This is a genomic window from Aeromonas sp. S12(2024) (genome assembly GCF_041402305.1).
Classification (GTDB): domain Bacteria; phylum Pseudomonadota; class Gammaproteobacteria; order Enterobacterales; family Aeromonadaceae; genus Aeromonas; species Aeromonas veronii.
In genome coordinates this window covers 18,168-42,426 of the sequence record NZ_JBGLRB010000014.1, presented here as the reverse complement: position 1 = coordinate 42,426, position 24,259 = coordinate 18,168, and the positions used below count along the sequence as shown (strand labels likewise).

General features: G+C 58.8%; 21 protein-coding genes. 10 read left to right on the top strand and 11 right to left on the bottom strand.

From position 1 onward, the window contains the following. The first annotated feature begins 84 nt into the window (after window positions 1-84). From ACB035_RS14160 to ACB035_RS14145, 4 genes are all read left to right on the top strand, one after another. The gene (locus tag ACB035_RS14160) at window positions 85-1,104 is read left to right on the top strand and encodes a putative 2-aminoethylphosphonate ABC transporter substrate-binding protein (protein ID WP_043824248.1); all 1,020 of its coding nucleotides are present in this window, start codon (window positions 85-87) and stop codon (window positions 1,102-1,104) included. A gap of 272 nt (window positions 1,105-1,376) precedes the next feature. Then, entirely contained in the window at window positions 1,377-2,471 is a 1,095-nt protein-coding gene (locus ACB035_RS14155) for a putative 2-aminoethylphosphonate ABC transporter ATP-binding protein (protein WP_371167506.1), read from the top strand. Further along, complete coding sequence (locus tag ACB035_RS14150) at window positions 2,468-4,204, top strand: putative 2-aminoethylphosphonate ABC transporter permease subunit (RefSeq protein ID WP_371167505.1); 1,737 nt, start codon at window positions 2,468-2,470, stop codon at window positions 4,202-4,204. Before ACB035_RS14155 ends, ACB035_RS14150 begins: the two co-directional genes overlap by 4 nt. 18 nt (window positions 4,205-4,222) lie before the next feature. Next, window positions 4,223-5,629, top strand: coding sequence for an FAD-dependent oxidoreductase (locus ACB035_RS14145; RefSeq protein WP_371167504.1), 1,407 nt, complete (start codon window positions 4,223-4,225; stop codon window positions 5,627-5,629). 597 nt (window positions 5,630-6,226) lie between these two features. Here ACB035_RS14145 and ACB035_RS14140 read toward each other — a convergent pair. The 9 genes from ACB035_RS14140 to sdhC form a co-directional block, all read right to left on the bottom strand. Next, window positions 6,227-7,573, bottom strand: coding sequence for a hypothetical protein (locus tag ACB035_RS14140; protein WP_371167503.1), 1,347 nt, complete (start codon window positions 7,571-7,573; stop codon window positions 6,227-6,229). Window positions 7,574-7,752: 179 nt separating this feature from the next. After that, window positions 7,753-8,625 (bottom strand): succinate--CoA ligase subunit alpha, encoded by an 873-nt coding sequence (gene sucD / locus ACB035_RS14135; RefSeq protein WP_005333542.1) that lies wholly within the window; start codon window positions 8,623-8,625, stop codon window positions 7,753-7,755. Beyond that, window positions 8,625-9,791, bottom strand: coding sequence for an ADP-forming succinate--CoA ligase subunit beta (gene sucC, locus ACB035_RS14130; protein WP_005361097.1), 1,167 nt, complete (start codon window positions 9,789-9,791; stop codon window positions 8,625-8,627). Before sucC ends, sucD begins: the two co-directional genes overlap by 1 nt. Before the next feature lie 171 nt (window positions 9,792-9,962). Continuing rightward, window positions 9,963-11,153: a 2-oxoglutarate dehydrogenase complex dihydrolipoyllysine-residue succinyltransferase gene (gene odhB / locus ACB035_RS14125; RefSeq protein WP_005333546.1), complete on the bottom strand. Its 1,191-nt coding sequence runs from the start codon at window positions 11,151-11,153 to the stop codon at window positions 9,963-9,965. 35 nt (window positions 11,154-11,188) lie between these two features. Continuing rightward, on the bottom strand, window positions 11,189-13,996 hold the full coding sequence (sucA, locus tag ACB035_RS14120) for a 2-oxoglutarate dehydrogenase E1 component (RefSeq protein ID WP_005333548.1): 2,808 nt from the start codon (window positions 13,994-13,996) through the stop codon (window positions 11,189-11,191). A gap of 115 nt (window positions 13,997-14,111) precedes the next feature. Further along, window positions 14,112-14,828 (bottom strand): succinate dehydrogenase iron-sulfur subunit, encoded by a 717-nt coding sequence (locus tag ACB035_RS14115; protein ID WP_005333549.1) that lies wholly within the window; start codon window positions 14,826-14,828, stop codon window positions 14,112-14,114. 16 nt (window positions 14,829-14,844) lie between these two features. After that, window positions 14,845-16,611 (bottom strand): succinate dehydrogenase flavoprotein subunit, encoded by a 1,767-nt coding sequence (gene sdhA / locus ACB035_RS14110; protein ID WP_040066317.1) that lies wholly within the window; start codon window positions 16,609-16,611, stop codon window positions 14,845-14,847. 1 nt (window position 16,612) lies between these two features. Beyond that, entirely contained in the window at window positions 16,613-16,957 is a 345-nt protein-coding gene (sdhD, locus tag ACB035_RS14105; RefSeq protein ID WP_005333558.1) for a succinate dehydrogenase, hydrophobic membrane anchor protein, read from the bottom strand. Continuing rightward, window positions 16,951-17,328 (bottom strand): succinate dehydrogenase cytochrome b556 subunit, encoded by a 378-nt coding sequence (sdhC, locus tag ACB035_RS14100; protein WP_005333571.1) that lies wholly within the window; start codon window positions 17,326-17,328, stop codon window positions 16,951-16,953. The genes sdhD and sdhC overlap by 7 nt, the downstream gene beginning before the upstream one ends. A gap of 442 nt (window positions 17,329-17,770) precedes the next feature. Here sdhC and ACB035_RS14095 point away from each other — a divergent pair, with 442 nt between their 5' ends. Together ACB035_RS14095 and ACB035_RS14090 are read left to right on the top strand one after the other, a co-directional pair. After that, the gene (locus ACB035_RS14095) at window positions 17,771-19,057 is read left to right on the top strand and encodes a citrate synthase (RefSeq protein ID WP_005333572.1); all 1,287 of its coding nucleotides are present in this window, start codon (window positions 17,771-17,773) and stop codon (window positions 19,055-19,057) included. A 92-nt stretch (window positions 19,058-19,149) separates the two neighbouring features. Next, window positions 19,150-19,470 (top strand): DUF4377 domain-containing protein, encoded by a 321-nt coding sequence (locus ACB035_RS14090; RefSeq protein WP_088868807.1) that lies wholly within the window; start codon window positions 19,150-19,152, stop codon window positions 19,468-19,470. A gap of 78 nt (window positions 19,471-19,548) precedes the next feature. On the opposite strand, the gene ACB035_RS14085 is transcribed toward ACB035_RS14090, so the two are convergent. Then, window positions 19,549-19,989, bottom strand: a complete 441-nt coding sequence (locus ACB035_RS14085; protein ID WP_371167502.1) for an acetyltransferase — start codon at window positions 19,987-19,989, stop codon at window positions 19,549-19,551. A 57-nt stretch (window positions 19,990-20,046) separates the two neighbouring features. Next, window positions 20,047-20,892: a DUF5718 family protein gene (locus ACB035_RS14080; protein ID WP_371167501.1), complete on the bottom strand. Its 846-nt coding sequence runs from the start codon at window positions 20,890-20,892 to the stop codon at window positions 20,047-20,049. Between the two features lie 299 nt (window positions 20,893-21,191). On the opposite strand from ACB035_RS14080, the gene cyaB reads away from it, so the two are divergent. The 4 genes from cyaB (at window position 21,192) to ACB035_RS14060 (ending at window position 24,183) form a co-directional block, all read left to right on the top strand. Next, complete coding sequence (gene cyaB / locus ACB035_RS14075) at window positions 21,192-21,779, top strand: class IV adenylate cyclase (RefSeq protein ID WP_371167500.1); 588 nt, start codon at window positions 21,192-21,194, stop codon at window positions 21,777-21,779. Further along, on the top strand, window positions 21,776-22,168 hold the full coding sequence (locus ACB035_RS14070) for an NUDIX domain-containing protein (protein WP_371167499.1): 393 nt from the start codon (window positions 21,776-21,778) through the stop codon (window positions 22,166-22,168). Before cyaB ends, ACB035_RS14070 begins: the two co-directional genes overlap by 4 nt. A gap of 91 nt (window positions 22,169-22,259) precedes the next feature. Then, the gene (locus ACB035_RS14065; RefSeq protein ID WP_371167498.1) at window positions 22,260-22,766 is read left to right on the top strand and encodes an N-acetyltransferase family protein; all 507 of its coding nucleotides are present in this window, start codon (window positions 22,260-22,262) and stop codon (window positions 22,764-22,766) included. A gap of 298 nt (window positions 22,767-23,064) precedes the next feature. Continuing rightward, window positions 23,065-24,183 carry a glycerol dehydrogenase gene (locus ACB035_RS14060; protein ID WP_371167497.1) on the top strand — a complete coding sequence of 373 codons (1,119 nt, stop codon included), beginning with the start codon at window positions 23,065-23,067 and terminating at the stop codon, window positions 24,181-24,183. The last annotated feature ends 76 nt before the right edge of the window (window positions 24,184-24,259 follow it).

Here is a 24,259-nt window from a genome sequence, read left to right as displayed (position 1 = left end):
CTGTCACGGTCACGTCATAAAGATCCCCTAGCCTCTCTCTCGACCAATCTGGTTTATACCAAACCAATTTAACTGGAGAAGAGGATGAAACAGGGAACCCATCTGCTGGCCGCCGCCGTGCTGGCTGCCATGACCGCCCCGGCACTGGCCGCGACCGATCTCACCGTCTACACCGCCTTCGAACCGGAGCAGCTCAACGAGCTGAAAACCGCGTTCGAACGCCAGCATCCGGACATCAACATCAAGTGGGTGCGTGACTCCACCGGCGTGGTCACCGCCCGCTTGCTGGCAGAAAAAGCGCAGCCCAAGGCGGATGTGGTGTGGGGACTGGCCGCCACCAGCCTGATGCAGCTCGATCAGCAGCAGATGCTCAATGCCTATGCACCGAAAGGGCTGGAGAAGCTCGACAGCCGCTTTCGCGACAGCAAGGCCGAGCCGCACTGGATCGGTCTGGACGCCTTCTTCAGCGCCATCTGCTTCAACAAGGTAGAGGCGGAAAAACAGGGGATCCCGGCCCCCACCAGCTGGGCCGACCTCACCAAGCCCATCTACAAGGGCAAGGTGATCATGCCCAACCCCAGCTCCTCCGGCACCGGTTACCTGAGCGTTGCGGGCTGGCTGCAGACCATGGGCGAGCAGCAGGGCTGGCAATTCATGAACGGCCTGCACCAGAACATCGACCGTTACACCCACTCGGGCTCCGCCCCCTGCAAGCTGGCCGCCAGCGGTGAAACGGTGATCGGTATCTCCTTCGACTTCCCGGCTACCAGCCTCAAGGCCAAGGGAGCCCCCATCGAGGTGGTGTTCCCGAAAGAGGGGTCGGGCTGGGATATGGAAGCTGCCGCCATCATCAAGGGCACCCCCAAGCTGGAAGCCGCCAAACAGCTGCTCGACTTTGCCGCCACCGAACAGGCCAACGCCCTCTACAACAAGTCGTTCGCCGTGGTCGCCATCCCCGATGTAGCCCAACCGAGAGCGGGCTATCCGGCGGATATCAAAGGCCAGATGATCGACAACGACTTTAGCTGGGCAGCCCGCGAGCGTAACGCCATCCTGGCCCAGTGGAGCGCCAGCTTCGACGGCAAGACCGAAGCCAAACAGTAAGCGTGAAGGGCGGCGGTTTGTTCACGCCAGACACACCGCCGCCAATAAACTGCCAGTCGAAGGCCAACAGCTGTTGGCCTTCGCTTTTTGGTTTTAGCTTCCCGAGTTTGTATTGCCTTCAATTAGCGATGCTTAGTCCATTCGCACAGTGCCCAGCCACTTGCTGGCGACCCGATCTCATTTGACTGTCATCAAGCTGTCATCCCCCGATCACCTGACCGTCACACTTCACCCGCAAACTGGTATATACCAAATCAGTAGCGAGTCGAACCATGACCCAGCCCTATCTGGACATTCAACATCTCAACAAGCAGTTCGGTGCTTTTCAGGCCCTTAAAGGGATCTCTCTGACCATTGAGCCGGGGGAGTTTATCTGCTTTCTCGGCCCCTCCGGCTGCGGCAAAACCACCCTTCTCAGAGCCATCGCCGGACTGGATCTGCCGGACAACGGCGAGATCTGGCAAGGAGGGCGCAATATATCCCGCCTGCCGCCCCAGGAGCGCGATTTTGGCATCGTGTTTCAGTCCTATGCTCTCTTCCCCAACCTGACGGTTGCCCAGAACATCGCCTTCGGCCTTGAGAATCAGGGATTGGCGCGGGATCTCATCAAGGAGCGGGTGGAGCATTGGCTGGGGCTGGTGGATCTCACTGCCCAGTCCCACAAATACCCGAGCCAGATCTCCGGCGGCCAGCAGCAGCGGGTGGCGCTGGCCCGGGCCTTGGCCCTCTCCCCCGGCCTGCTGCTGCTGGACGAACCGCTCAGCGCGCTGGATGCGCTGGTGCGCACCCATCTTCGCAGCGAGATCCGCGCCCTGCAGCAGCGCCTTGGCATCACCACCATCATGGTGACCCACGATCAGGAAGAGGCGCTGACCATGGCCGATCGCATCGTGGTGATGGAGGGCGGCCGCATCGTGCAGGTGGGCACCCCGCAGGAGATCTACCACCAGCCTGCCAGCCGTTTCGTGGCAAGCTTTGTCGGTACCATGAACTTCCTCGAGACCCTGGTGCTGAGCCCCACTCAGGTGCGCCTCAACGAACAACCGCTGCAACTCGCCAATCAGGCCGCAGCCGGCAGCAAATTGCAGGTGGCGATCCGCCCCGAGGCAATCACCCTGAGTGCGCCGAGCGAGCCGTATCTTGGCCAACATGGCGTTGAAGCAACCATCGATCAGGTGGAGTTTCTCGGCACCGCCCAGCGCCTGATCTGCACCGCCGACACCTATCTGGGCCCACAGCAAATTCTGGTGGAACGCCCGACCCACGAGCTGCCCCACCACGAACAGGGTGGCTGGCGCAGCGGCATGCGCTGCTCGCTGCACTGGCCCGCCGGGGCGATGCAGCTGTTTGAAGGAGAGCGCCCATGACAGCCCCCTTCGCGACCTCCTCCCTGTTGCCGCCAGCGACAGCCCGGCAAGACGCCCGCTGGCAGCGGCTCTGTCGCGGCTGGAGCCGGGATCAGCTGCTGCAACTGATCCTGCTTGCGCTCGGTATCGCCCTGCTCAGCAGCGGTCTGCTGCTGCCGCTGCTCACCATGCTGCAAAAGAGCCTGCAGGATGAGAACGGCCTTTGGATAGGCCTTGCCAACTTCAGCGCCTACTTCGACGCCCCTCATCTGGGGCGCACCATTGGCAACACCCTCTGGCTCGGGGTGCTGATCACCGCGCTGGTGGTGACCATCGCCTTTGGCTACGCCTATGCCCTCACCCGCACCTGCATGCCGGGCAAGAGCCTGTTTCGCCTCATTGGCCTTATTCCGCTGTTGATGCCCTCCCTGCTGCCCGCCATCAGTCTGGTCTACTGGTTTGGCAATCAGGGGATCGCCAAGGGGCTGCTCGGCGGCGAGAGCATCTACGGTCCTATCGGCATCGTCATTGGTCTGGGCTTCTGGTGCTTCCCCCACGCCCTGATGATCCTTACCACGGCGCTGGGCCAAAGCGATACCCGCCTCTATGAAGCCTCCCGGGTGCTGGGCAGCAGCGGCTGGCGCACCTTTGTCACCGTCACCCTGCCTACCGCCCGTTATGGCCTGCTCAGCGCCGCCATCGCTGTCTTCACCCTCACCATCTGCGACTTCGGGGTGGCCAAGGTGATTGGCGGCCAATACAGCGTGCTGGCTACCGATATCTACCGGCAGGTGATCGGGATGCAGAACTTCTCGCTGGGCGCCGTTGCCAGCGTCACCCTGCTGCTGCCGGCACTGTTGAGCTTTGCGCTGGAGCACAGAGTGCGCAGCAAGATGCAGGAGCAGAGCAGCACCAAGGCGGTGCCCTATCAACCCAAACCCCATCGGCTGCGGGATCTGCTGGCACTCGGTTGGTGCACGCTCTGGGCCCTGCTGTTTCTGGCGCTGGTGGGGATGGCGGTTTACGGCTCCCTGGTGCAGTTCTGGCCCTACAACCTCGCTCTGACGCTGGATCACTATGCCTTTGACAGCAACAGCGTCTATGGCTGGCAGCCCTTTACCAACACCTTGCAGCTGGGCCTCTATACCGCGCTGATCGGCACCGTGCTGGTGATGGTGCTGGCCTGGGCGCAGGAGAAGGGACGCCACTTCGCGCCGCTGCGCCAGCTGCTGCATCTGCTCGCCATGCTGTCGCTGGCGGTACCCGGCATGGTGCTGGGGCTCGGTTACATCTTCTTTTTCAACGGCAATCCGCTCTTTGGCGGCCTATACGGCACTCTGCCGCTGATGGTGCTCTCCTGCGTCATCCACTACTACACCGTGGGCCATATGACGGCGCTGACCAGCCTCAAGCAGTTGCCCAAGGAGCTGGAGCTGGTGGCCATCTCATTGCGCATTCCGCTCTGGAAGGCGTTCTGGCGAGTCACCCTGCCCGCCTCCCTACCCGCACTGCTGGAGATCTTCATTTACCTGTTCGTCAACGCCATGACCACCACCTCGGCGGTGATCTTCCTCTATTCGAGTGACAGCGTGCTCGCCTCCATCGCCGTGCTCAACATGGAGGATTCCGGCGATACCGCCGCGGCCGCCGCCATGGCCACCCTGATCCTGCTGGCCGCCGCCACCGTCAAGCTGCTCCAGCTCTTTTTAAGTCGCGCCCTGCTGGATCGCACCCAGCGCTGGCGCCACCAATAACCTTATCGAGGAGTCATCATGTCCACTCTCCCCTTCTGGCTGGCCGAAGCGCTCGCCGCCGAACAACCCGCGCCTCCCAAGCCACTTCACGGCCACCACGAGGCCGATGTCTGCATCGTCGGTGGCGGCTTTACCGGGCTGTGGAGCGCCATCACCCTTAAACAGGCCGAACCTGCCTTACGTATCCTGGTGCTGGAAAAAGATCGCTGCGGCAGCGGCGCCTCCGGGCGCAACGGCGGCTGCCTGCTCACCTGGTCGGCCAAGTATTTGACGTTAAAGCGCCTCTTTGGCGAAGAGCAGGCTGCCTGGCTGGTGCAAAGATCCGAGCAGGCGGTACACGAGATCGCCCGCTTCTGCGAAACGCACAACATAGAGGCACAGCTGAGGGTCGAGGGCACCTGCTACACCGCCACCAGCGAGGCCCAGCGCGGCCTGATGGAACCGGTATTGCGGGAGCTACAGCGAGCCGACCTTAACCAGTGGCAGGCGATTGAAGAAGGTGAACTGGCGAGCCAGAGCGGCTCCCACGTTCATCTGGAGGGGCTCTACAGCCCCCACGCGGGCTCGGTGCAACCGGCACTGCTGGTGCGCGGCCTGCTGCGGGTGGCGCGTGAGCTGGGGGTCGAGGTTTATGAGCACTCCCCCATGCAGCGCCTTGAGGCGGGCCAGCCAGCGCGGGTGCCAACGCCGCAGGGTGAGGTACGTGCCCGCAAGGTGGTACTGGCCCTCAACAGCGCCATGGTGCAGCACTTTCGCGAGTTTCGCCGCAGTATCGTGCTGGTCTCCTCCGATATGGTGATCACCGACCCCGCGCCGGATGCACTGGCCGCCCAGCAGCTTGCGCACGGCCGCTCCGTGGTGGATGGCCGCACCTTTGTACATTACTACCGCTCCACCCCGCAAGGGCGGCTGATGCTGGGCAAGGGGGGCAACACCTTCGCCTTTGCCAACCGCCATCTGGCCGAGTTCGATGCCCCCAGCCGCTATCTTGCCCCCCTCACCCGCACCCTGCGCCGCTTCTTTCCGGCGCTTAAAGAGGTGCCCATCGCCGCCAGCTGGTGCGGCGCCTCCGACCGCTCGGTGGATGGCCTCCCCTTCTTCGGTAACTGGCGAGGGCAGTCCAATATCGTCTATGGCCTCGGCTACTCCGGCAACGGAGTGGCGCAAAGCTGGATCGGAGGCCAGATCCTGGCGGCTTTGGTGCGCGATGAAGTGCGGGAGGAGGATAAACCCTGGCGTGAATGCGCCCTGGTAAGCGGCCCGCGTGGCTACTTCCCTCCAGAGCCATTCCGCTGGCTGGGGGCCATGGCGGTACGCAACGCCATCCGGCGCAAGGAGCGGGCGGAAGATGAGAACCGTCCGGTGGCCTGGTATGACAAACAGCTGGCCAAACTTGCCGATGCGGCGGGCAAGGCGGATAAATAGCCCGGCGATAGAGGGCAACCATTTCCCATACTGTTTCGCCCCACACCCTATTTCTTGAAAGTGCCGACCCGAGGGTCGGCATTTTTACAGGTGAATTCTGAGGGGCATTATCACCAAGCGTGATCAGCTGATTGACCCCTGCGACGGCAGGATTGAGATAGCATGATTTGTAGGTTGGCGCAGAGCGTAGCGAAGCCCAACAGGCGAGCGTGATTGCGCCAGACAGAGCAGGATAAACAATGATGTGACCGAGCCGTAAACAGATTGACAAACATATTTCACGGTAAACGTTGGGCTTCACTTCGTTCAGCACCAACCTACCTTTTTAGCCCAACATACGAGATGCGATAGCTGGCATTGCTTGTCGACCACCCACTGAAACTAATACTAATCATTCTGGCCGGAGTAGCTTAATCACCTCACAAGAATCCCACCGCACAAGCGGTGGGTGCATCTCAGTAAGGTGTGTCTTATAAGCTAATTTATCGTAAACTGGTAATTTATTAGCCTCACACCTCATATAAAGCTAAAGATTTAACCTTCACCAAAAAACAGGGTGGCTAAATTGTCTCCTCAAGTCCTCAGTTATACCGATTTTCACCATATAACCTTCCAAACTCCACCACCCTGACATGATCCGCAGTGGTATAAGCCCTTCCAGTCAAGACGTCCCTCAAGCCTTTCGATACCTTTAGTTGCTTTATCAGCTTTATTGGCTGTCTGCCATGAGTTGTGACCACAGTCGGAAATCCTTACAAGCACATCGTAGGAAGGCTTGCTGTGTGTCTTCTTGTAGAAGCTAACTTCATTAATATAAACTTTTTCTGTGACGCCAACAGCGTCATCCAAACCATCCCCCTCAGCAGATTTCAAGACTTCAATTGCGTATTCTGCTGCATCAGCTCTGGCAGATTGTTTCGCGATCTCTTTCTTTGCTGACTCCAAATCATCTTTAAGAGTTTCATTCTCCTCTATATAAAGTCTTGCTAGTTCCAGCTCCTCCGAGTTTGCATCTGCTTTTGCCTCAAGCTGAGCCAAGCGAGCATGCGAATGTTCTCTTTTTATTTTTCTAATCTGAAGAGGTGCATCAACCGACAGGGCTGCAATACTCATGACTTGACGACGGAGTGATGTGGTGAATCTAGAAAGACCCTTTCCATCCGTATCATTAGAAAGTAAGCGCTCGGCAGTCCAGATCTTACTTCTCAATTCCAAAGGGTCCTGCGTATCAGCACGTAATGGCCAATAGATTCTGACTGCTCCTAAGTAGCAAGACTGAGGCTTACCAAGAAGATTACTTAATGCCCATGAAGCATCAGCGTCAATTCTTACAACCGAAGACAATCCAGCCAAGTCATGCGATAACTTTTCTGTTAACTGAGGCCAAATAGGCTCACCATCTAACTCAGATACAATGGTGACTGGTAATGACCTAGTATTACTAAGCAAATATTCTACAAGTTTTTCTGCCGACTCTTTACCGGCTGAAAGAATCTCTTTTGCAGGAGGAATATTATTTCCCCCAAAGTGCCAATCGCTTCTTAGTTTCAAAACATCCCGAATTAATGAAGGGCATCTTGGGTAAAATGATGTAGGTGCAACCATATCCCCTGCATTAGATGCAGACAATGTTAGATAGAATACAATGACTCCATCTAATTTAGTTAAGGCTAGATTTGTTCTGAAAGTATGGCCATCCATCGTAGGTTCGATTAAGGAAACTTCAATTAGACTTCCTGATTCGATGGATATGTTTGTTCTTTCGAATGTGCCTGTTGCGCCGGGCGTTTTTGACGTAAAGATGCCAGAATCTACAGCTAATTTCTCTACCCCCTTACCAGCAAGCCAAACGTCAATAGCATTCGTCAGTACCAACCATGATGATTCTAGTTCCTTCTCTGTCAGTTGCTGGGTCTCTAACCTATACGCGGCAAGTGTAAGCATTTTTGACTTCCTTGAATAAGTGTTTGGCATGAAGCATAGCATTTGTACAACAAATCTGAAATATTATCACTTCTCACCAGCAAAAGCAGGCATTAAAAATAACGACACCAAACTTTCGACAATAAAAATGCCGCCCCAAGGGGCGGCATTTTTTATTAGAGATAACGGGCTAAAAGGAATTACCAACCGGTTACTTCACGCAGGGCCTTGCCGATATCGGCCAGGGAGCGGACGGTTTTCACGCCAGCATCTTCCAGCGCGGCAAACTTCTCGGCGGCAGTCCCCTTGCCACCGGAGATGATGGCGCCAGCGTGGCCCATCCGCTTGCCGGGAGGTGCGGTAACACCGGCAATATAGGAGACCACCGGCTTGGTGACGTGGGCCTTGATATAGGCAGCCGCGTCTTCCTCGGCGTTGCCGCCGATCTCGCCGATCATCACGATCGCTTCGGTCTGCGGGTCGTTCTGGAACATCTCCAGAATGTCGATAAAGTTGGAGCCCGGGATGGGGTCGCCACCGATACCGACGCAGGTGGACTGGCCAAAGCCCTCGTCAGTGGTCTGCTTGACCGCTTCGTAGGTCAGGGTGCCGGAGCGGGAGACGATGCCCACCTTGCCCGGCTTGTGAATGTGGCCCGGCATGATGCCGATCTTGCACTCACCCGGAGTGATCACGCCTGGGCAGTTGGGGCCGATCATCCGCACGCCGGTCTCTTGCAGCTTCACTTTCACATCCAGCATATCCAAGGTCGGGATGCCTTCGGTGATGGTGACGATGAGCTTGATGCCCGCATCGATCGCTTCCAGGATCGCGTCCTTGCAGAACGGCGCCGGCACATAGATGACGGAGGCGGTGGCGCCGGTCGCTTCGACCGCGTCACGGACGGTGTTGAACACCGGCAGGCCCAGATGGGTGGTGCCGCCCTTACCCGGAGAGACGCCGCCCACCAGCTGGGTACCATAGGAGAGCGCCTGCTCGGAGTGGAAAGTACCCTGACCGCCGGTAAAGCCCTGGCAGATGACTCGGGTGTCCTTGTTGATCAGTACGCTCATCAGTTGGCCTCCGCTGCTTTGACGACTTGCTGCGCGGCATCGGTCAGACTCTTGGCCGCAATGATGTTGAGGCCGCTCTCGGCCAGCTTGATACCACCCAGCTCGGCGTTGTTGCCTTCCAGACGGACCACGACGGGCACCTTGACCCCCACTTCCTTGACCGCACCTATGATGCCTTCCGCGATCATGTCGCAGCGCACGATGCCGCCAAAGATGTTGACCAGCACCGCTTTGACGTTGCTGTCGGAGAGGATGATCTTGAACGCCTCGGTCACCCGCTCCTTGGTGGCGCCGCCGCCGACGTCAAGGAAGTTGGCCGGCTTGCCGCCGTGCAGGTTGACGATGTCCATGGTGCCCATGGCCAGACCCGCGCCGTTGACCATGCAGCCGATGTTGCCATCGAGGGCCACATAGTTGAGCTCCCACTGGGCGGCGTGCGCTTCGCGGGGGTCATCTTGTGACGGGTCGTGCATCTCGCGCAACTTGGGCTGACGATACAGTGCGTTGGCGTCGATGTTGATCTTGCCATCCAGGCAGTGCAGGTTGCCCTGGGCGGTGATCACCAGCGGGTTGATCTCCAGCAGCGCGAAATCGCAATCCAGGAACATCTGGCCCAGACCCATGAAGATCTTGGTGAACTGTTTGATCTGATCGCCGACCAGACCCAGTTTGAAGGCCAGTTCGCGGGCCTGATAAGCCTGCGGACCCACCAGCGGATCGATAGCCGCCTTGTGGATCAGATGGGGGGTTTCGTGGGCGATCTTCTCGATATCCACGCCACCTTCGGTTGAGGCCATGAAGACCACGCGGCGCGAACCACGGTCAACTACGGCGCCCAGGTAGAGCTCTTTGGCGATGTCGGTGCAAGATTCCACCAGGATCTTGGTGACCGGCTGGCCGTTGGCGTCGGTCTGGTAGGTCACCAGATTTTTGCCAAGCCAGTTTTGGGCAAAAGCACGGATCTCATCCTTGCTCTTGGCCACTTTCACGCCGCCCGCTTTACCGCGGCCACCGGCGTGTACCTGGCATTTGACGACCCAGGTATTGCCGCCAATCTTGTCGGCCGCTTCGGCCGCTTCTTGTGGGGTAGCACAGGCATAACCTTCGGAGACCGGCAGGCCATACTCGGCAAACAGCTGTTTTGCCTGATATTCATGCAGATTCATAGATGCTCTATCCGTGTTGTAGGTATTTCCGTCCGGGGCTGGTGTTTCTCAATCCCCTGTGAATGGGGGCCTGGGCGGCCCCTCGTTATCTTTCAATCGCTCGGGTATTACTCAAACGTCCAGCAGCACATCCGGCTCGGGGCGCAAACCCCTTGCCCGGGTGCCACAGGCTTAGACGTCCAGCAACAGACGGGTCGGGTCTTCCAAGAGCTCCTTGACGGAGACCAGGAAGCCTACCGATTCGCGTCCGTCGATGAGACGGTGATCGTAGGAGAGCGCCAGGTACATCATCGGCAGGATCTCGACTTTGCCGTCAACGGCCATCGGGCGATCCTGGATCTTGTGCATGCCCAGAATGGCGCTCTGGGGCGGGTTGATGATCGGGGTGGACATCAGGGAGCCGAACACGCCACCGTTGGTGATGGTGAAGTTGCCGCCAGTCAGTTCATCCACGGTCAGCTTGCCGTCACGGCCCTTGCCCGCCAGATCCTTGATGGCCTTCTCGATGTCCGCCAGGCTCATGTTGTCGCAGTCGCGCAGCACCGGCGTCACCAGACCACGGGGGGTGGAGACGGCGATGCTGACGTCGAAGTAATTGTGGTAAACCACGTCATCACCATCGAGCGCCGCGTTCACTTCCGGATAGCGTTTGAGGGACTCCACGACCGCCTTCACGTAGAAGGACATAAAGCCGAGCTTGATGCCGTGCTTCTTCTCGAAGATCTCGCCGTACTGCTTGCGCAGATCCATGATGGGCTTCATGTTGACCTCGTTGAAAGTGGTCAGCATGGCGGTGGTGTTTTTCGCTTCCAGCAGACGCTCGGCAATGCGCTTGCGCAGACGGGTCATCGGTACCCGCTTGTCGGTGCGACCACCCAGCGGGGCAACCTTGGCTGCCGGGGCTGCAGTTGCGACCGGTGCGGCTGCCGCAGGCTGGCTCTTGGCCTTGATGAAGGCTTCCACATCATCCTTGGTGATGCGACCCCCCTTGCCGGTACCGGTCAGCTTGGTCACGTCGATGTCGTGCTCGCCAATCAGGCGGCGCACCGAGGGGCTCAAGCCATCCGCGCCATCATCGGCCACAGCTTCAGCGGGTTTCTCTTTGGTCTCTTCACCGGCCACCGGAGCGGCGGTGAGGATGGCAATCAGTTGACGGGACAACACAGTCGCCCCTTCCCCTTGCAGAATATCCCCCAGCACACCGGCTTGCGGTGCCGGCACTTCCAGCACCACCTTGTCGGTCTCGATGTCGACCAGCACTTCGTCACGGGCGACCAGATCGCCCGGTTTTTTGTGCCAGGTGGCGATAGTGGCATCGGCCACTGATTCCGGCAGATCCGGTACCTTGATTTCGATAGTCATCCAATCAGTTCCTTTTTACTTCTATGCCAGAGGCTTTACAGGGTAAGGGCATCTTCCACCAAGGCTTTTTGCTGCTTGGCGTGGACAGACATGTAACCGACGGCCGGTGAGGCTGACGCGGGGCGACCGGCATAACGCAGGGTAGCTCCGGCTGGCAGCACGCCATCGTAGTGGTGACGGGTGCAGTACCAGGCGCCCTGGTTCTGCGGCTCTTCCTGACACCAGACAAAGTCGGTGACATGGCTGTAATCGGCCAGAATGGCGCGCACTTCCTCTTCCGGGAAGGGGTAGAGCTGCTCAATTCGCACCAGTGCCACATCTTGCTGCTCGGCCTTGCGACGGGCATCGAGCAGGTCGTAGTAGACCTTGCCGGAGCAGAAGACCACCCGCTTGACCGCTTTCGGATCCAGCGCATCGATCTCGCCGATGGCGTTCTGGAAGGTACCTTCCGCCAGTTCTTCAAGCTTGCTCACCGCCAGCGGATGGCGCAGCAGGGATTTGGGCGTCATCACGATGAGCGGACGGCGCATCGGGCGCACAACCTGACGACGCAGCATATGGAACACCTGTGCCGGGGTTGAGGGCACGCACACCTGCATGTTGTGCTGGGCGCACATCTGCAGATAACGCTCCAGACGGGCGGAGGAGTGCTCCGGGCCCTGCCCCTCGTAACCGTGCGGCAGCAACATGGTCAGGCCGCACATCCGGCCCCACTTCTGCTCACCGGAGGAGAGGAACTGATCCACCACTACCTGGGCACAGTTGGCGAAATCGCCGAACTGGGCTTCCCAGATGGTGAGGCCAGCCGGCTCGGCGCTGGCGTAACCATATTCAAAGGCCAGTACCGCGTTCTCGGTCAGCACAGAGTCATACACCTCGAACGGGCCTTGCTCGTCGTGCAGGTTGCACAGCGGGGTGTAGGTGCTGGCATCGGTCTGGCTGTGCAGCACGGCGTGGCGGTGGAAGAAGGTGCCACGGCCGGAGTCTTCACCGGTAAAGCGGATGCGGGACCCCTTGTCCACCAGAGTGGCGTAGGCCAGGGTCTCGGCAAAGCCCCAATCCACCAGCTTCTCGCCTGCGGCCATCAGACGGCGGTCTTCGTAAATCTTCTCGACCTGACGCTGCAGCACGTGGGTCGCCGGATACTGGCTCACCCGCTCGCCGAGGCTCTTGAGGTGATCCATCGGCACGGCACTCTCATAGGCCATGTTCCAGTCGTGGCCCAGATAAGGGGTCCAGTCGACGGAGTGCAGCTCCATCGGCCGCCACTCTTTGCTTACGCGCTCGCCGCGATCCAGCGCTTCGCGATACTCGTTGACCAGTTCGGTCGCCCGCTCCTGAGCGAGGCTCCCCTCGGCCACCAGCTGATCGGCGTAGATCTTGCGCGGGGTCGGGTGCTGCTTGATCTTCTGGTACATCAGCGGCTGGGTCGCGCTCGGCTCGTCCGCTTCGTTGTGACCGTGACGACGGTAGCAGACCAGTTCGATCACCACGTCGCGTTTGAAGGTATTGCGGTAATCCAAGGCAATCTGGGTCACCAGCACCACGGCTTCCGGATCATCCCCGTTGACGTGCAGCACCGGCGCCTGCACCGCCTTGGCGATGTCGGTGCAATATTCGGTGGAACGCAGGTCACGGATATAGGAGGTGGTGAAACCAACCTGGTTGTTGATGACGATGCGCACCGTCCCGCCGACACCATAGGCGCGGGTCTGGGACATGTTGAAGGTCTCGGCCACCACGCCCTGACCGGCCATGGCCGAGTCACCGTGAATGGTGATGGGCAACACGCTGGAGCCATCCTTGTCACCGCGACGATCCATCCGGGCACGGACCGAGCCGATGACCACAGGGTTGACGATCTCGAGGTGAGAGGGGTTGAACGCCAGCGCAAGGTGGACGTTGCCACCCGGGGTGGCGAAGTCGGAGGAGAAGCCCATATGGTACTTCACATCACCGGTGCCCCAGGATTCGCCATGCTTGCCGGCAAACTCGTCGAACAGATCCTGAGCTCGCTTGCCCAGCACGTTGATCAGCACGTTGAGACGACCGCGGTGGGCCATACCGATAACGGCCTCTTTGCAGCCCTGCTCACCGGCGCGACGGATCAACTCCTTAAGCATGGGGATCATGGCGTCGCCACCTTCCAGCGAGAAGCGCTTGGCTCCCGGGAACTTGGCGCCCAGATATTTCTCCAGCCCTTCGGCGGCGGTCAGGCTCTCGAGGAAACGGGTCTTCTCTTCGAGGGTGTAGCTCCCCTTCCCTTCAATGGATTCGAGACGCTGTTGCAGCCAGCGCTTCTCTTCCGTGGAGGTGAGGTGCATGTAGTCGGCGCCGATGGAGCCGCAATAGGTCTTCTTCAGTGAGGCGTAGAGGTCGGAGAGCACCATGGTCTCGCGACCGATGGCGTAGGAGCCCACATTGAAGGTGGCCTCCATATCTGCGCCCTGCAGGTTGTGGAACGCAGGATCCAGTTCGGCAACGGTTTCACGCTGCCACAGGCCCAGCGGGTCCAGATTGGCATTCTGGTGACCACGGAAACGGAAGGCGTTGATCAGCTGCAATACCCGCACCTGCTTGGCATCCACTTGCGGATCGGAGACGGGGGCACTGTAGCGAGAGGGATCCTTGGCCAGACGACGGAAATAATCGCGGACCTGGGAGTGGGGTTGTTCAACCGCATGGCCATTGACCTGGGGCAGCTCGCTAAACAGGCTGCGCCACTCGTCGGACACGGAGTCAGGATTTTCCAGGAAGGATTCGTACAAATCCTCGATATAGCTTGCATTCGCACCAGCCAGGTGAGATGACTCCAACCAGGCCTTCATCACGCCGTTATGCATTTCTATCCCTTGTACTTCTTGTTACTGCTGCGCAGCTTGTAGGGGTCAAATAGCCATCCTGCCACGGGTCGGATGGCTATCCAGAGGTCGGGCCAGCACGTGGCCGGCCCTGATACTAAACAGCCCGATTGAGCAACATCGACTTGATCTGGCCAATCGCCTTGGTCGGGTTCAAGCCTTTCGGACAGACGTTCACGCAGTTCATGATGCCATGGCAGCGGAACACGCTGAATGCGTCGTCCAGATTCCCCAGTCGTTCGGTGGTCGCGGTGTCGCGGCTGTCAGCCAGCCAGCGGTAGGCGGCGAGCAGCCCGGCCGGGCCGATGAACTTGTCGGGATTCCACCAGAAGGAGGGGCACGAAGTGGAGCAGCAGGCACAGAGAATGCACTCGTACAGGCCGTCAAGCTTGGCGCGCTCTTCGGGGGATTGCAGGTGCTCACGCACCGGCGGCAACTTGTCATCATTGATGAGGAAGGGTTTGACCTTCTCCCACTGGGTGTAGAACTGGGTCATGTCGATCACCAGATCACGGATCACCGGCAGGCCGGGCAAGGGGCGGATAACGACGTTATTGCCCTTCTTCAGCAGGTCGGAGAGCGGGGTGATACAGGCAAGACCGTTCTTGCCATTCATGTTGAGCCCGTCTGATCCACAGACCCCTTCGCGGCAAGAGCGGCGGAAGGCGAGCGTGGGATCCAGCTCTTTCAACTGGATCAGTGCGTCGAGCACCATCATGTCGGAACCTTCAGGAATATCAAGACGATATTCCTTCATATGGGGGACGTTATCAACATCCGGATTGTATCTGTAGACAGAGAATGTGACGTTCATAGGGCTGGCTCCGCAATCAGTAAGTCCGGACCTTGGGCGGGAACGCCTCACGGGTCTTGGGTGACATGTTGACAGCGCGACGGGTCATGGACTCGGTGTCCGGATGATAGAGGCTGTGGCACAGCCAGTTCTCATCGTCGCGATCCGGGAAGTCGAAGCGGCAGTGAGCACCGCGACTCTCGGTACGGAAGTTGGCGGCAACCGCCGTGGCAAACGCCGTTTCCATCAGGTTGTCCAGCTCCAGGCACTCGATGCGCTGGGTGTTGAACTCTTTGGAGGTGTCATCCAGACGGGCTGACTTGAGGCGCTCGCGGATAACTTTGAGCTCGGCCAACCCCTCTGCCATCGCCGCACCTTCGCGGAATACGGAGAAGTTGTTCTGCATGCAGCGCTGCAGGTCTTTGCGGATCTGCACCGGGTCTTCCCCATCACGGCAATTTTCCCAGCGGTTGAAGCGGGCCAGTGCGGCATCCAGATCCGACTCGGAAGCATCGCGGCCGTGATCCATCTCGCCCAGGGTGTTGACCAGATGCATGCCAGCAGCGCGGCCGAACACCACCAGATCCAGCAGGGAGTTGCCACCCAGACGGTTGGCACCGTGCACCGAAACGCAGGCAATCTCGCCCACCGCAAACAGACCGACCACCGGCACGTCGTTGCCGTTCTTATCCTGAGTGAGACACTGGCCATTCACGTTGGTCGGCACGCCGCCCATCATGTAGTGGCAGGTCGGGATGATCGGGATCGGCTCTTTGACCGGGTCCACGTGGGCGAAGGTGCGAGAGAGCTCGCAGATCCCCGGCAGACGGGATTCCAGCACCTCTTTGCCGAGGTGATCCAGCTTGAGCTTGATGTGCGGGCCCCAGGGACCATCGCAGCCACGGCCTTCGCGGATCTCGATCATGATGGAGCGGGCCACCACGTCGCGACCGGCCAAGTCCTTGGCGTTCGGGGCGTAACGCTCCATGAAGCGCTCGCCATCTTTATTGAGCAGATAGCCACCTTCACCACGGCAGCCTTCGGTTACCAGCACCCCAGCCCCGGCGATGCCGGTCGGGTGGAACTGCCACATTTCCATGTCCTGCACGCCGACGCCGGCACGCAGCGCCATACCGACACCGTCACCTGTATTGATGTGGGCATTGGTGGTGGACTGGTAGATACGACCGGCACCGCCAGTCGCCAGCACGGTGGCCTTGGCCTTGAAGTAGACCACTTCACCGCTCTCCATATCGATGGCGGTACAACCCACCACATGGCCATCCTGGTTTTTCACCAGATCCAGCGCATACCACTCGGAGAAGACGGTGGTCTTGTTCTTGACGTTTTGTTGGTAAAGGGTGTGCAGCAGGGCGTGACCGGTACGGTCGGCCGCAGCCGCAGTACGGGCAGCCTGCTCGCCACCGAAATTCTTGGACTGACCACCAAACGGACGCTGGTAGACAGACCCGTTGTCGAAACGGGAGAAGGGCAGCCCCATGTTCTCCAGCTCATAGATAGCCTCGGGGCCGGTTTTGCACATGTACTCGATGGCTTCCTGATCACCGATGTAATCGGAACCTTTTACCGTGTCATACATATGCCACTGCCAGTTGTCATCGTGGGCATTGCCCAGCGCAACCGTGATCCCGCCCTGGGCGGAGACAGTGTGAGAACGGGTTGGAAAAACCTTGGACAACAGAGCGCAGCTCTTGCCGGACTGGGCAATCTGCAGCGCGGCGCGCATACCGGCACCACCGGCACCAATCACCACCGCATCAAATTCACGAGTTGGAATAGTCACCTTACACACCCCACAGCACGACGAAACCCGTCATCAGATAGACAAACAGCACCACGACCAGGGCAAATTGCAGCGCCCCGCGCAGCCCTACCGGCTTGATATAGTCAGTCAGCACCTGCCACAGACCAATCCAGGCGTGGATCAGTACGCAGAGCAGGGTCAACAGGGTGAATACTTTGGTGAATGTTTTGGCGAAGAAGCCTGCCCACACCTCGTAGGTGATGTCGTTGAACGCGACAAAGCCCACCAGATAGAGGACATAACAGGTCATGATGAGGGCGGTGGCGCGGATCAGGATGTAATCATGAACGCCGCTGCGCCCGAAGGTTGCAGAATTGGTTACCATACAAGCACTCCCGCCAATACAGCCAGGATCGCGGTGATCACGAAGGCCACGCGGGCGCTCTGATTGCCGGATTCCAGCTCTTCCCAATAGCCCATATCCATGACCAGATGACGCAAGCCGCCCACAATGTGGTATGCCAGCGCAGTCAGGATCCCCCACAGCACGAGTTTGACCAGGAAGTTGTCCATGATGGCAACCACGGTTTCAAACCCTTCGGGAGAGGCGAGTGAAGTACCAAGCATCCACAGCAAGATGCCCAGTGCAACAAAGGTAATGACCCCTGAAACACGGTGCAGGATGGATGCAATGGCAGTGACAGGAAAGCTGATCGTCTGTAGGTCGAGGTTGACCGGTCTCTGTTTGTTTTTCACGCTTGCCCACTCAGCTCCATTGAGCACGTTAGTTATTGTTTTAACTCACACTTGAGGGCACGGAATGGTGATTGTTGGTTTTTTGTTACCAAAACACTCTGAAAAAGCCAAAACGCGAGTTTTCGGTTTCACATCAGGCTTTGCCAAAGCGTTTCAAACACCCGCAGCCATGACCCACGTGGCGCAGTATATCGGCGGCCTTAACCGAAGACAATCAATTAGCTACAAAGAAAACACAAAACCGCAAACTCGATCGCATATTTAATTTAACATTTCATTAATGCCATTAATGGGGTTCCAGCAAAATTGACATTGATAAGGAACTCTGTTTCAAATAAGGCGCTCCAGCCACTTCGGTATGGGTAACAACCTTTGCCAGCGTCATAAAAGTCGTAATAGAGTAGGACTGGAACCAAATTATAAAGAGCAAAGGAGACGTGCTATGGCTGATAAGATAGCCACCCTACACCTGCCCGGAAAAGATCCGGTCGAACTGCCGATCCTCTCCGGCACCATCGGCCCGGATGTCATCGATGTCAGAAAATTGGGATCACAGGGGTATTTCACCTTTGACCCCGGTTTTATGGCGACCGGTTCTTGCAAATCTGCCATTACCTACATTGACGGGGATCAGGGTGTCTTGCTGCACCGTGGTTACCCCATCGCCCAGTTGGCCACCCAGGCCACCTATCTGGAAGTCTGCTATATCCTGCTGTACGGCGAAGCGCCGACCAAGGCCCAATATGCCGAATTCGAACGCCTGGTCACCCGCCACACCATGGTGCACGAGCAGATCGCCTTCTTCTTCCGCGGCTTCCGTCGCGACTCCCACCCTATGGCCATCATGTGCGGTGTGGTCAGCGCCCTGTCAGCCTTCTATCACGATGCCCTCGACATCAATAACGAGCAGCATCGCGAGATCTGTGCCTTCCGTCTGCTCTCCAAGATGCCGACTCTGGCCGCCATGTGTTACAAGTACTCCATCGGCCAGCCGTTCATGCAGCCGCGTAACGCCCTCTCCTATGCCGGTAACTTCCTGCACATGATGTTTGGCGTGCCGACCGAAGAGTACAAGGTCAATCCCATCGTTGAACGCGCCATGGATCGTATCTTTACCCTCCATGCGGATCACGAGCAGAACGCCTCCACCTCCACCGTTCGTCTGGCTGGCTCCTCCGGTGCCAACCCGTTCGCCTGTATCGCCGCGGGGATCGCCTCCCTGTGGGGACCGGCCCACGGTGGTGCCAACGAAGCCTGCCTGCGCATGCTGGAAGAGATCGGCTCGGTGGATCGCATCCCCGAGTACATCGCCAAGGCCAAGGACAAGAATGATCCGTTCCGTCTGATGGGCTTTGGTCACCGCGTCTACAAGAACCACGACCCCCGTGCCACTGTGATGCGCGAAACCTGCCACGAAGTACTGACCGAGCTGCAGATCAAGGATCCACTGCTGGACGTGGCCATGGAGCTGGAGCGTATTGCGCTCTCCGACCCCTACTTCGTCGAGAAGAAACTCTACCCGAACGTGGACTTCTACTCCGGCATCATCATGAAGGCGATCGGCATCCCGATGAGCATGTTCACCGTGATCTTCGCCATCTCCCGCACCATCGGCTGGATTGCCCACTGGAACGAGTTCCACTCAGACCCGGACAGCAAGATTGGTCGCCCACGCCAGCTCTACGTGGGCCACCCGCTGCGCGAGTTCACTCCGCTCGAGCAACGCTAACCACTGCGCTGATATGGTTTGTTACAAAGGCGGTCATTGACCGCCTTTTTGTTTGCCGCTCTAATGCCCCCTTTCGCGTTAAGGAGTCCATTATGAAACCACTGTTTATCAGCGCAGCCTTGCTGCTGACCGCCTGCCAGAGCGCCCCCGCCCCGTCACAGGGGGAGACCCTCTATATCAACAGCCAGCTGGTCGATTGCGTTGGAGTTGGCCCGATGCAGTGCATGCAGGTTCGCAGTGATGAGCAGCAGCCCTGGACGCTGTTCTACCAGAATATTGAAGGCTTCCAGTTCGAGCCGGGCTATCGCTACCAGCTCACTGTCAGCAAGGAGCAGCTCACCGATGTGCCGGCCGATGCCCCCTCCCTGCGCTATCAGCTGATCAAGGTGGTGAACAAGGTCGCCAGCAAGTAACAAACACGATCAAAAAAACGGGGGATGGCTGATGCCATCCCCCGTTGGTTTATGGGTACTGCGCCTCATCAGGCACGATCAGGTCGGCGCCAGCGTCATATGCAGCAGCGGATAGGGCTTGCCCTGACCATCCAGCGGCGAACGACCCGTCACGGTGAATCCCATCTTCAGATAGAAGCCCACCGCCTGTTCGTTCTGCTCGTTGACGTCAACCTGCGTCACGCCGCACTGGCTGATGGCATGCGCCACCAGCCAGCGACCCACGCCACTGCCGCGCGCCTCGGGAGCCACAAACAGCATCTCCAGCTTGCCCTCGTACACTCCGCTAAAACCCGTAATCTGCCCCTCTTCTGTGCGTGCACTGTGCAGTGTCACCGCATCGAAGTAGTGCTCCAGAATAAGCGGTTTAAGCGCGAGGATCTCGGCCTCGGGCAGGAAGTGGTGGGTCGCCCGCACAGAGGCCTCCCACAGATCGATCAGGGCCGGATAATCGGCCCGGGATACCGGAACAATCGTCATGAAATGACTCGATATGATAACCAGCGGGAAGAGACATCTTCCCGCTGGCAACTGTGATTAGCGCGCCTGCACCGCCTGCAGCAGCACCGACATATCAGCACCAAAGTGGCGGCTGCGGATCGCCTCGCGAATATCCGCTTCGCTATAACGGCTGCCCGGATAGACCACTACGCAGGAGATGTCGCCCGGTTTGAGGAAGTGGGTCTCGCCAAACGGGGTATAGCGGGTGGCACCGATACTGATGAGCGCATGGGGAGGATGTCCCGCCTGCGCCAGCAGCCCCTGAATGTGCTCCGCTGGCCCTTCATCCTGCTGATGATTGAACTTGTCGATGGCCCAGTCGAGCAGCTTGCCGTGGAAGTAGCTGTAGTCGATGGCGGCGCTGTCTACCCCGTAGGCGTGCAGCTCGCCATCGCGCTCCAGATAGCAGGCGATACGATAGTCATCGAGCTCGCAACCGGCGGCAAAACCGGAAAGCGGCAGCAGCTTGTCCGCCAGCCCCTTGCTCTCTTCGCCCCAGTTCTTCTTCTCGCTGATCTTCTTGGCGTTGGGACGACGGATGGAGCAGTCGTTATAGGCACCAAAGGCACGGGGATGGATCGCCACCACCTGCTTGCCCGCATACTCCAGTTCGCACCAGAGGGCTACTTCCGGCTCGATCTGCACCTTCTCGTCACCGCTGACCGCCGCTTCCGGCAGGAAGATCGCCTTGTCGCTCAACGGGAATACCCCGAGCTGACCCGGATGGCCCGGCACGAAGAAGGGGAACAGCGCCTTGGGCGCTGTGGTGTCACGCACGACTACGGCTACGAAGTCCGATGCTTCACCCGCCTGCTCCAGATGACCGGCGAAATTGCCCGCGACCCCGAGTCCGATAAACTTGCTCTCTGCTGCTATCTGCATCTTGCTCACCTGCATCTTGCCCACGCAAGGTAGCAGGCTCGTCGCCTACTACCGCTAAAGTGGCAAGATTAAACCACAAGGGCCCCGCCTTCGCCCAGTCCGGTCCTGTCGTGGTGTGCGCCAGTCCACTTTTTTAGGGACGAGAAGGCTGTTGCGAACCAGCCATTGCGCACTCATTCAGCTACGCAGTCACCGCGCTGGAAACAGTGCGTTTCCGGCCTATCCCCTCTTTCTACTTGGGACTCAACTTCATCTTTGTTAGGCTGCCAGCCACACAGGCTCACAGAGGGATCTTCTTGATGTCACAGGCGCACTTTCAGGGCCGCTTCGAAGTCGAGTTCAAATATCAGCTGACAGATCGCCCCGCCTTCCTCAAGGCACTGCTCGCCCTCAATCCGGAGATCATGCTGGAGGATAATCTGGAGCAGGATCGCTACTTCGACACCCCGGATGATGCCCTTGCCCAGGCTGGCAAAAGTCTGGCTATCCGCACCATGCAGCCCTCCGGGATCCAGCTCTTGATCGTCAAGGGGCCCGAGGCGGATCGCTGCGAGGCGGTCACTATCAATGATGCGGACAAGGCCGTCAGCATGCTCTTGACCATGAACTACCGGCAGATACTCGTGATCACCAAAAGGCGCAGCATCTACTTCATTGGCCCGTTTCACGTCACCCTGGATCATCTGGCCGGGATTGGCGACTTCGCCGAGCTCGCCATCATGACCGATGACGAGGAACGCCTCCCGGCGTTTCGCCAGCAACTGCTCGCGCTGGCAGATCAGTTGGGACTCTCTCCCGATGCGCAGGAGCCTCGCTCCTACCGCGCCCTGTACACCCGGTACATGCAGGCAATACACACCACACAACCAGAGGATGCAACTCAATGATCGACAAACTCGCCTGGCTCACCTTTAAAGATCAGCAGCTGCTCTGCGCCCGCTCCCACGGCAAGGACATCTATTACATCCCGGGCGGCAAGCGGGAACCGGGGGAGAGCGACGAGGCGGCACTGATCCGCGAGATTGAAGAGGAGCTGGCCGTCACCCTGCAGCCCGATACCCTGCGCTTTGCCTGCGAGTTCCGCGCTCAGGCCGATGGCAAACCGGCAGGAGTCGAGGTGAGACTGCGCTGCTACACCGGCGAAGCGAGCGGCACCCCGATCGCCTCGGCAGAAATTGCCGAGCTGCGCTGGCTCGACAGCTCTCACCTCGATGAGCTCTCCCCCGTCTCCCGCCTGCTGTTTACCTGGCTCGTTGAGCAGGGGCAGATCCGCTGACAAGTCGTACTCGCGGCGAGCATAAGTACCTACCGCATATGAACCAACGGTGGCAATCAGCCACATAACAGCGCAACGACAAGGATGTCAGATGGATATTGTGGAAGTTAATAGCGCAGCGACCTACCAAAGCGCGCTCATCGCCCTGCTGCAAGATTGTGTCGATAGCGGCGCCTCGGTCGGTTTTTTACCGCCGCTGACCACGGAGGAATCTACCCGCTACTGGCAAGGAGTTGAAGCTGATCTGGCGGCAGGTCACCGCAAGCTGTGGCTTGCCCTTGAGCAACAACAGATTGTGGGAGCGGTTCAGCTCGCGCTCTGTGGCAAGGCCAACGGTCGCCACCGGGCCGAGGTGGAAAAATTGATGGTACTGCAAACGGCGAGAGGCAAAGGTGTCGGTCGTGCGCTGATGCTGGCAATGGAACAAGGCGCCCATGCCGCGGGCCGTTCGCTGCTGGTGCTGGATACTCGCGCCGGTGATGTGGCCTCCCACCTCTATCGTCAACTCGGCTATCTGGAGGCGGGCCAGATCCCGAGCTTTGCACGCAACGCCGATGGCTCCCTTGCTGCGACCGTCATCTTCTACAAACCGCTCTGACCATCCCCTATCCCTTATCCAAATACAGCAGGGCCGCACCAAGCGGCCCTGCTTGTTGCCAGCGTGACTGTTTGTTGCAGCAATATGGCTTGCGACGGATTGCCACGATAGAGCCATTGCTCCTGTATGCCTCAACACCGCCAATCGCTCTCCCCAAAATACAACCAAACAAACAGAAAGATTAATTAATGATTAAAACGCCCCCCTTTTCTTCTTCATCTATTGCCTCATCAGGCGTATCGTGAGAGACCCATTTGATAATCAAATCTATGTTGTTCACTGCCTTGAGGAATAATGGATGCCCACTTTGCCCCGTACAGTTACCTCCCCCAAAAAGTTCATCATCGGTCAACACCTTCTCCCGCAACTCCATGAGCACGTTAAAGATTTTGGTGACTATGCGTTGCTCATCAGCGATGAGTTCATTCTGGAGCGGGTACGGGAAGAAGCTTTGGCGGGGCTCCTGCAGGCAGGCCTCAGGGGAGTGGTCGACAAGTTTCGCTACGAATGCACCGAACAAGAGATCCACCGCCTGACCCACCTTGCAGAGCAATATGGTGCGAACGTGATTGTCGGGATCGGCGGCGGCAAGACGCTGGATGTCGCCAAGGCCGTGGCCTTCTATCTGCGCCGTCCGGTTGTGCTGTTCCCGACGATTGCCTCCACGGATGCCCCCTGTACGGCGCTGGCGGTGATCTACAACCAGGCGGGTGAATTTGAACGCTATCTGTTCCTGCCGCAAAATCCGGACGTGGTGCTGGCTGACACGGCCATCATTGCCGCCGCCCCTCCCCGCTTCTTTTCCGCAGGCGTTGGCGATGCCCTGGCCACCTATTTCGAGGCGCGCGCCTGCTATCGGGCGGACGGGCTCAATCTGGTCGGCAAGCGTCCTTCACGCACTGGCCTTGGTCTGGCACAGCTCTGTTACGAGCTGCTTGGTGAGAACATCGAGCTGGCCATGGATGCAATACGCCACCATGTCTCGACTCCGGCGCTGGAGCAGGTTATCGAGGCCACCATCTACCTCAGCGGGGTCGGCGCAGAAGCCGGTGGACTGGCCGCAGCTCATGCCGTCAACAACGGCATGTCACTGATCGCGGAGCTCCATCGCGCCCAGCATGGCGAGAAGGTAGTCTTCGGCCTGCTGACCCAACTCGTGCTTGAGCGCGCCCCGCAACACGAACTTGATGAGGTGTTTCGCATCATCGACTGTGCAGGTCTGCCCATGACGCTGCAAGAGCTGGGGCTCACCCACTTTGATGAAAGCGAGTGGCGCAAGGTGGCGCAGCTGGCCTGCGATCCCCTCGATACCATGGGCAACATGCCGATGACAGTGAGTGAACAGAATGTCTACGCCGCCATGGTAGCGGCCAATGCCATGGCTGAGCGTTATCGCCTCCGCCATCCCCGCGCCTGATTGCTGGCCGCACTAAACAGGCAAACAGTAAAAAGGCTTGCCCATTGGCAAGCCTTTTTCATCTGCATCCCACCCC